Origin of the sequence: Synechococcus sp. R6-7 (genome assembly GCF_047461695.1) — a bacterium.
GTDB lineage: Bacteria > Cyanobacteriota > Cyanobacteriia > Thermostichales > Thermostichaceae > Thermostichus.
In genome coordinates, this window is sequence record NZ_JANSHS010000296.1 from 1 (window position 1) to 6,719 (window position 6,719).

General features: G+C 59.3%; 10 protein-coding genes. 8 read left to right on the forward strand and 2 right to left on the reverse strand.

Annotation, left to right across the window (positions count from 1 at the left end):
- The coding region (mnmG, locus tag NW815_RS09050; RefSeq protein ID WP_414415929.1) for a tRNA uridine-5-carboxymethylaminomethyl(34) synthesis enzyme MnmG at window positions 1-1,427 on the forward strand (1,427 nt) is incomplete at its 5' end.
- On the opposite strand, the gene tsaD is transcribed toward mnmG, so the two are convergent.
- Entirely contained in the window at window positions 1,391-2,485 is a 1,095-nt protein-coding gene (tsaD, locus tag NW815_RS09055; RefSeq protein ID WP_414389928.1) for a tRNA (adenosine(37)-N6)-threonylcarbamoyltransferase complex transferase subunit TsaD, read from the reverse strand. The two genes, mnmG and tsaD, sit on opposite strands and share 37 nt — an antisense overlap.
- Window positions 2,486-2,680: 195 nt before the next feature.
- On the opposite strand from tsaD, the gene NW815_RS09060 reads away from it, so the two are divergent.
- The 3 genes from NW815_RS09060 (at window position 2,681) to NW815_RS09070 (ending at window position 3,987) form a co-directional block, all read left to right on the forward strand.
- On the forward strand, window positions 2,681-3,226 hold the full coding sequence (locus NW815_RS09060) for a Photosystem I reaction center subunit III (protein WP_414342216.1): 546 nt from the start codon (window positions 2,681-2,683) through the stop codon (window positions 3,224-3,226).
- 52 nt (window positions 3,227-3,278) lie between these two features.
- Window positions 3,279-3,398 carry a photosystem I reaction center subunit IX gene (locus NW815_RS09065; RefSeq protein WP_011434365.1) on the forward strand — a complete coding sequence of 40 codons (120 nt, stop codon included), beginning with the start codon at window positions 3,279-3,281 and terminating at the stop codon, window positions 3,396-3,398.
- 100 nt (window positions 3,399-3,498) lie between these two features.
- Window positions 3,499-3,987: a photosystem I reaction center protein subunit XI gene (locus tag NW815_RS09070; RefSeq protein WP_414332284.1), complete on the forward strand. Its 489-nt coding sequence runs from the start codon at window positions 3,499-3,501 to the stop codon at window positions 3,985-3,987.
- A gap of 6 nt (window positions 3,988-3,993) precedes the next feature.
- On the opposite strand, the gene NW815_RS09075 is transcribed toward NW815_RS09070, so the two are convergent.
- Window positions 3,994-4,266, reverse strand: coding sequence for a hypothetical protein (locus tag NW815_RS09075; protein ID WP_414388293.1), 273 nt, complete (start codon window positions 4,264-4,266; stop codon window positions 3,994-3,996).
- Between the two features lie 135 nt (window positions 4,267-4,401).
- On the opposite strand from NW815_RS09075, the gene NW815_RS09080 reads away from it, so the two are divergent.
- From NW815_RS09080 to NW815_RS09095, 4 genes are read left to right on the forward strand one after another with little or no spacing between them, the layout of a single operon-like run.
- Window positions 4,402-4,833, forward strand: a complete 432-nt coding sequence (locus NW815_RS09080; RefSeq protein WP_011434368.1) for a ribonuclease III domain-containing protein — start codon at window positions 4,402-4,404, stop codon at window positions 4,831-4,833.
- A 33-nt stretch (window positions 4,834-4,866) separates the two neighbouring features.
- Complete coding sequence (gene rlmB / locus NW815_RS09085; RefSeq protein ID WP_414388290.1) at window positions 4,867-6,003, forward strand: 23S rRNA (guanosine(2251)-2'-O)-methyltransferase RlmB; 1,137 nt, start codon at window positions 4,867-4,869, stop codon at window positions 6,001-6,003.
- A 22-nt stretch (window positions 6,004-6,025) separates the two neighbouring features.
- Entirely contained in the window at window positions 6,026-6,283 is a 258-nt protein-coding gene (locus tag NW815_RS09090; protein ID WP_011434370.1) for a DUF1816 domain-containing protein, read from the forward strand.
- Window positions 6,283-6,600 carry a 2Fe-2S iron-sulfur cluster-binding protein gene (locus NW815_RS09095; RefSeq protein WP_011434371.1) on the forward strand — a complete coding sequence of 106 codons (318 nt, stop codon included), beginning with the start codon at window positions 6,283-6,285 and terminating at the stop codon, window positions 6,598-6,600. Before NW815_RS09090 ends, NW815_RS09095 begins: the two co-directional genes overlap by 1 nt.
- The last annotated feature ends 119 nt before the right edge of the window (window positions 6,601-6,719 follow it).

Below are 6,719 nucleotides of genomic sequence, written 5' to 3' on the forward strand. Positions count from 1 at the left end.
GGGGGCGCATCTGGATTGGCCGTCACTGGCAATCTGCCGGACGAGCGGGGGAGTTTGCGGTGGAAGGGCTGACAGACACCCTGCACCAACTGGGCTTGGAGACGGGTCGGCTGAAAACCGGCACCCCCGCCCGTGTGGATCGGCGCAGCGTGGATTTTTCCGTCATGGAGCGGCAACCGGGGGATCCCGATGTGCGCTGGTTTAGCTTCGACCCCGAAGTGTGGGTGCCACGGGAGCAGATGGATTGCTACTTGACCCGCACCACCCCAGAGACCCACCGCATCATCCGGGAAAATCTCCACGAAACCCCCGTCTATGGCGGCTGGGTAGAGGCCAAAGGGCCCCGCTATTGCCCCAGCATCGAAGATAAAATTGTCCGCTTTGCCGACAAGGAAAGCCATCAGATTTTTATCGAACCGGAAGGGCGGGATCTGCCGGAGCTCTACATCCAGGGGTTCTCCACCGGCATGCCGGAGAAAATCCAGATCCAGATGTTGCGCTCCCTGCCGGGTCTGGAAAAGTGTGTCATGCTGCGCCCCGCCTATGCGGTGGAATACGACTATCTGCCGGCCACCCAGCTCTACCCCACTCTGATGACCAAAAAAGTGCAGGGGCTGTTTTGCGCCGGCCAGATCAACGGCACCACCGGCTACGAAGAGGCGGCAGCTCAGGGGCTCATAGCCGGGATCAACGCCGCCCGCCTGGTTCAAGGCAAGCCCCTGGTCACCCTGCCGCGGGAGTCCAGCTACATCGGCACCCTCATCGACGATCTCTGCACCAAAGAACTGCGGGAGCCCTACCGCATGCTCACCAGCCGCTCCGAATACCGCCTCATCCTGCGCTCCGACAATGCCGACCAACGGCTCACCCCCCTGGGGCGAGAATGGGGCTTGATCGATGACCGGCGCTGGGCCCTGTTCCAAGCCAAGCAAGCGCGCATTGCCGCAGAAATCGAGCGCCTGGAAACGCAGCGGGTGAAGGCCCACGACCTGGCCGGCATCCAACTAAGCCAACTGACGGGGCAGGGGATCAAGGGATCCGCCACCCTGGCCGAGATCTTGCGCCGCAACCAGATTCACTACTCCGATCTCCTGGAACTGGGGCTGGGGGATGCGGAGCTGGATCCCTTTGAGCAGGAAGCAGCGGAAATTGCCGTCAAATACAGCGGCTACATCCAGCGGCAGCAGAGCCAAATTGAGCAGGTGAGCAAGCAGTACCACCGCCCTCTGCCCCCCGATCTGGACTACCACTCCATCCCCACCCTCTCCAAAGAGTCGCGGGATAAGCTCTCGGCGGTGCGCCCGCTAACCGTGGGCCAGGCGGCCCGCATCGGCGGTGTCAACCCCGCCGACATCAACGCGCTGCTCATCTACCTTGAGGTGAGGCAACGTCAGAGGGCGGCGGATCCCGTCTGTTCTTCTCTGTGAGCTCCGCCCCCATCCATGTAGAGGGAAGGGATCCCTTCTAGGGGCATGCGCGAGGCTACCCCCAGCTCCAGCGGCGAGACCTCCCCCCGCAGCCAGTGGCAGAGCCCAGCTGCCCCGATCATGGCCGCATTGTCGGTGCAGAGGGCTAGAGGCGGGATCACCACCCGCAACCCCTTTTGCCGGGCTGCTTCCCTGAGGCGGGCCCTCAGCTCTCGATTGGCAGCTACCCCTCCCGTCAGCAGCAGCGTCGAGAGGCCCAGCGCCTCGGCGCAGGCCACTGCCTTTTCGGTGAGCACATGGGTCAGACAGGCCTGGAAGCTGGCGGCAATGTCGGCAATGGGCAACTCCTGGCCTTGCTGCTGCAACTGCTGGACTAGGCGCAACACCGCCGTTTTCAGGCCGCTGAAGCTTGTGTCGTAGGGATGCTCCACTTTGCCCTCGGGCAGGGGAAAGCGCTGCGGATCCCCCTGCTGAGCCCAGCGGTCAATCTGCGGTCCCCCCGGATAGCCCAGCCCCAGCAGCCGCGCCACTTTGTCAAACGCTTCGCCGGCAGCATCGTCGCGGGTGCGACCCACCGTCTGGTACTGCCCGTAGTCCTTCATCCAAATCAGGCTGGTATGGCCCCCCGACACCAAAAGGCAGAGGCAGGGGGGGCGCAAATCGGGCTCGGCCAAAAAGCCGCTAAAGAGATGGCCCTCCAGATGGTGCACCCCGATCAGGGGCTTGTCGTGGAGCAAAGCCAAGGTCTTGGCCCCCATCAGCCCCACCAGCAGGGATCCCACCAGGCCCGGCGCACAGGTTACGGCAATGGCATCTACCTCGGCCACCTCCAATCCTGCCTGTTGCAGAGCCCTCTCCAGCACAAAGGGCAAGGTTTCCACATGCTGACGAGAGGCCACCTCCGGCACCACCCCCCCGTAAGCAGCATGAAGGTCGATTTGGCTGGCCACCACGGAGCTGAGCTGCCGTGGGGCAAACCCCGGCCAGGCTGCATCCGCCGCCACCACAGCCACAGCCGTTTCGTCACAACTGGTTTCGATGGCAAGGACGCGGGGCATGGGAGAGCAAGCTGGGGAAAGGAATAGGAAAGCCTTGGGATCCTCAAATTAAGAATTGTGTGAGCTAAAACTCAGGATCCGTCGGGGCGAGGCGCTCAGGAGTATGATACTAACCGTTTAGTGCCTGTTGCTGCACTTAGCATCCCTTAGCATTTGGACAGATCCTAGACCCCTACCTCAAGGACACATCCTGCTATGCGAACCTTTTTAAGCCTTCTTTTGGCCCTTTGCATCGCGCTTGGCCTCGCCCAATCTGTGCAGGCAGAGCCCTTGATTGGTCTGAAACCTTGCAGCGAAGTTCCCGCCTTTCAGGCCCTGATGAACGAACGCCTGAGCAGCCTAGAGGAGAAGATCCTCAACGCCAGCCCTGCTATGGCTCCCGTCTACCAGCAAAAGCTGGCCCAAACCAGCAAGCGCTTTGAGCGCTACAGCAAGCTGCTCTGCGGCGAAGAGGGCCTGCCCCACCTGGTTACGGATGGTCGGTTGAACCATGCGGGCGAGTTTCTCATCCCCGGCCTGCTTTTCCTCTATATCGCCGGTTGGCTGGGCTGGGCGGGGCGTTCTTACCTGATCGCGGTTCGGGATGAGGATAGCCCCGAAATGAAAGAAAGCCTGATCGATGTACCGCTGGCGCTGCGGTGCTTCCTCACGGCTTTGGCTTGGCCCGCTGCTGCTTTTAAGGAAATTGCCAGCGGCGAAATTCGAGAGCCGGAAGCGGCTGTGCCCATCTCCCCCCGCTGAGGAGCTGAGCCCGGCTTTCTAACTCGATTTATTTAACTTTTGAGAGGCGTCTATGGCTGATTTCACCAAGTTTCTCACCACTGCTCCGGTGGCATTTATCCTGTTTTCCAGCTTTGTTTTTGCCCTGTTCATCGAGATCAATCGCTTCTTCCCCGACATTTTGACGTTCTGAGTGTAGGCCAGGGATCCCCAGCGCAACCTACGCCCGGTGGGATCCCTGCTTTTTTAGGCTTTTTTCCATCCTCCTTTGAACTGGACACAGAGTTGCTGAAATGGTCGAACCCAATGCCGATCCTGCTCCGTTGAATAGGTTGAACATGAATAAGGGATACGTCACCGTCCCTGAGGGAGATCCGCAAATTGGGGATCTCTGGACACCGATCAACCACGCGCCTGTTGTCCGGCTGTTGATCGACTGGCTGCCCATCAACCGACCGGGATTGAGTTCCATTTGGCGGGGCTTGGAAATCGGTATGGCCCACGGCTATTGGCTGGTAGGCCCCTTTGCCAAGCTGGGGCCGCTGCGCAACGAGCCCATCGGTCTGCTGAGCGGCTTTTTGGGAGCCTGTGGCCTGATCTTGATTCTGACGGCGGCCCTTTCTCTCTACGGCACTGTCACTTCGCAGCGCAACATAGGGCCGGTAGGGGGATCCCAATCTTGGAGCGAATTGGCTGCCGGCTTTTTGGTAGGGGGTATGGGGGGGGCGGTCGTCGCCTACCTGCTTTTGCTGAATGCAGATCTCCTTGTCCCCGCATCTTAACTGGAGCTATTGGCCATCCGTTGGATCATCCACAACGTCTTTAATCGCTTCTCGAGCATCCTCGACTCCAGGGTGGGTGGCTGCCTTTGTTTGCTCGGCCTTACCTTCCAGCCTTTCACGCTGATCGCTGGCCAGCTCACCCACAATTTCCTGGATTTTGCTCTCCAGATTCTTGGCAGTGGCTCCAACTTGCTTTTCAAGGCTCATAACATCGGCCCCTTCACCGGCTTTGCCCTGTCTACTCGATAGCACCTTTTCTCTTTGGGCCTCGTGATCCAAATCACCTGCAAGGCAGCAAAGAGGGTGGGTCGGGCTGGCAGACCAGAGGAAGCTTGTCTTAGCATGGACTGAATTCTGCAATGAGCCGATAACAGCGGTTCTAGAGATTTTTCTGCCTATCTTTCGTGAGCTGCTGTGAACGATCTGCTGTTCGAGCCCACTTCCGAAAGGCCCTCCTTGGCCGAGATTCGCCGCCTATCGCCCGCAGCCTTGGCCTACTTGGGAGACGCCATTTACGAACTGCATGTGCGGCGGCAACGGCTATTTCCTCCGGATCGACTGGAGCGCTATCATCAGCAGGTGGTGAGGCGGGTGCGCGGCTCGGCTCAGGCTAAGCTGCTGTTGGCCCTGTTGCCCCATCTCAACCCCGAAGAGCAGGAAATTGTCCGCTGGGGTCGCAATGGCTGCGGTCGCCCACCCCGGCATCTGCCTCTGGCCGATTACCAAAACGCCAGCGGCCTGGAAACAGTTCTGGGCTATCTCTACCTGGCCAATCCCGAACGGCTGCGCCATATCCTCGCCCTCACTGATGTTTTGGCTGAGACCCTAGGCGAGTGGGAAGGTTAGGATAGTCTTTCCGTCTTTCCATCTTCCACGCCCATGCCCAAGACTTCTCAGCGCAAACCTGCTTCACGGCTGTCTCGCTCGGGCAAACCGCAGCGGCGAGGGGCAGGGCAATCCGTCAGCAAGCGGGTACAGCGGCCCAAACGCCGAGACAGGGATCCTAAGCTTGCCCTCCGAGAGGCTCCAGTGAAGCCCATCCGTCGCGACGCGCAACGGCAGTGGCCCCAAGGCAAGATGGCTCCTCAACCAGTAGGCGAGCTGGATCCCGGCCTCTCTACTGGCGAGACAGGGATCTTGCCAGGGGAAGTTCAGCCTCAGGCCGACGGGAATCCGGAGACCGAGCTGGAGCAAGAGATTATCTACGGTCGCCAGACAGTACTGGCTGCTTTGAAAAGTCAAGCCACCCTCAATCGGGTTTGGATCTTGCCGAAGTTGCGCTACAGCCCCCAATTTTTGTCTCTGTTGGAAGAAGCCAAAGCGCGGGGCACCGTTATCGACGAAGTGTCTCCAAAGCGGCTGAACGCCCTCACGGCTGGCGCCAACCACCAGGGTATCGCTGCCCAAGCCACGCCTTATCAGTACGTGGCCCTGGAGGATTTGGTGGAAAGAAGCCGGCAGGCCAGCCCCAATCCAGTGCTGGTAGTCCTAGACGGGATCCAGGATCCCCATAACTTGGGAGCCATTGCCCGTAGTGTGGAGGCTTTTGGCATGCAGGGGATGGTGATCCCACAACGGCGGGCAGCAGGGGTAACCTCGACGGTGATGAAGGTAGCGGCGGGAGCCCTCTCCACCTTGCCGGTGGCGCGGGTGGTGAATTTGAATCGGGCTTTGGAATACCTCAAAGAGCAGGGGTTTTGGGTTTATGGCACCACCAGCCGAGGGACTGACCTCATCTATAGAGCCGATTTTCAACGGCCCATTGCCTTGGTGGTGGGATCCGAGGGGGAAGGGATTAGCCTGCTCACACAACGCCATTGTGACCAACTGCTGTCCATTCCCTTGGCAGGCCGTACTGAAAGCTTGAATGCTTCTGTGGCCGCCGGCATTGCTCTCTACGAAATCCACCGGCAGCGCTCTCCCCACCACCTCAAACGCCCTGAGGTTGATACATTCCTCAACAAATCGTCAATAAAAGTAGTAGAATCTAGGGGATTGCAAAAGGACATCCAATGATTGCTAGACTTGATAATGGGGGATGGATCCCGTGAGCAACCCTTTGGTCAGTCTGTTGGATAAGCTGCGCGGCCTGTCGGTCTGGATCGAGATCACCACCGAGGACTGCACCTACTACTACGGCCCCTTCTCCGATGAAGCTGAGGCGGAGCGGCTCAAAGGCCACTACATCGCCGACCTGCAAAAGGAAGGAGCCAAAAAGATCCAGGCTCTGGTGAAGAAAATGCGCCAGCCACAGTCTCTGACGGTGACCCGTACTCCGTCGGGAGCCCGTTCCTGATGTCTGCTACGGCTTATCAAGTAACCCTTCATCACCGCGGCCAAACCTACCGCTTCCCCGCCTCTGCGGATCAGACGGTTTTACAAGCTGCTCTTGAACACGGGATAGAGCTACCTTCCTCTTGTCAGGCGGGGGTTTGCACCACCTGTGCGGGGCGGCTGAAGTCGGGATCCGTGACTCAGACAGAGGCAATGGGGATTGGCCCAGAACTGCAGGCTCAGGGCTTTGTGCTGCTGTGTGTAGCCTATGCTACCTCCGATTTGGAGGTGGAGACCGATCAAGAGGAAGAGGTTTACCGTTTGCAGTTTGGCTCCTAACCGTGCCGGATTTCTGTTCAGGTCTACTTGTTAGTAGGTGTTGTAGTCATTTCGATTCAAACTAGGACACTGTACCCACAACTAAAACCTTGGTCGCGTCTTCGCGTCAGCGTTGCGGA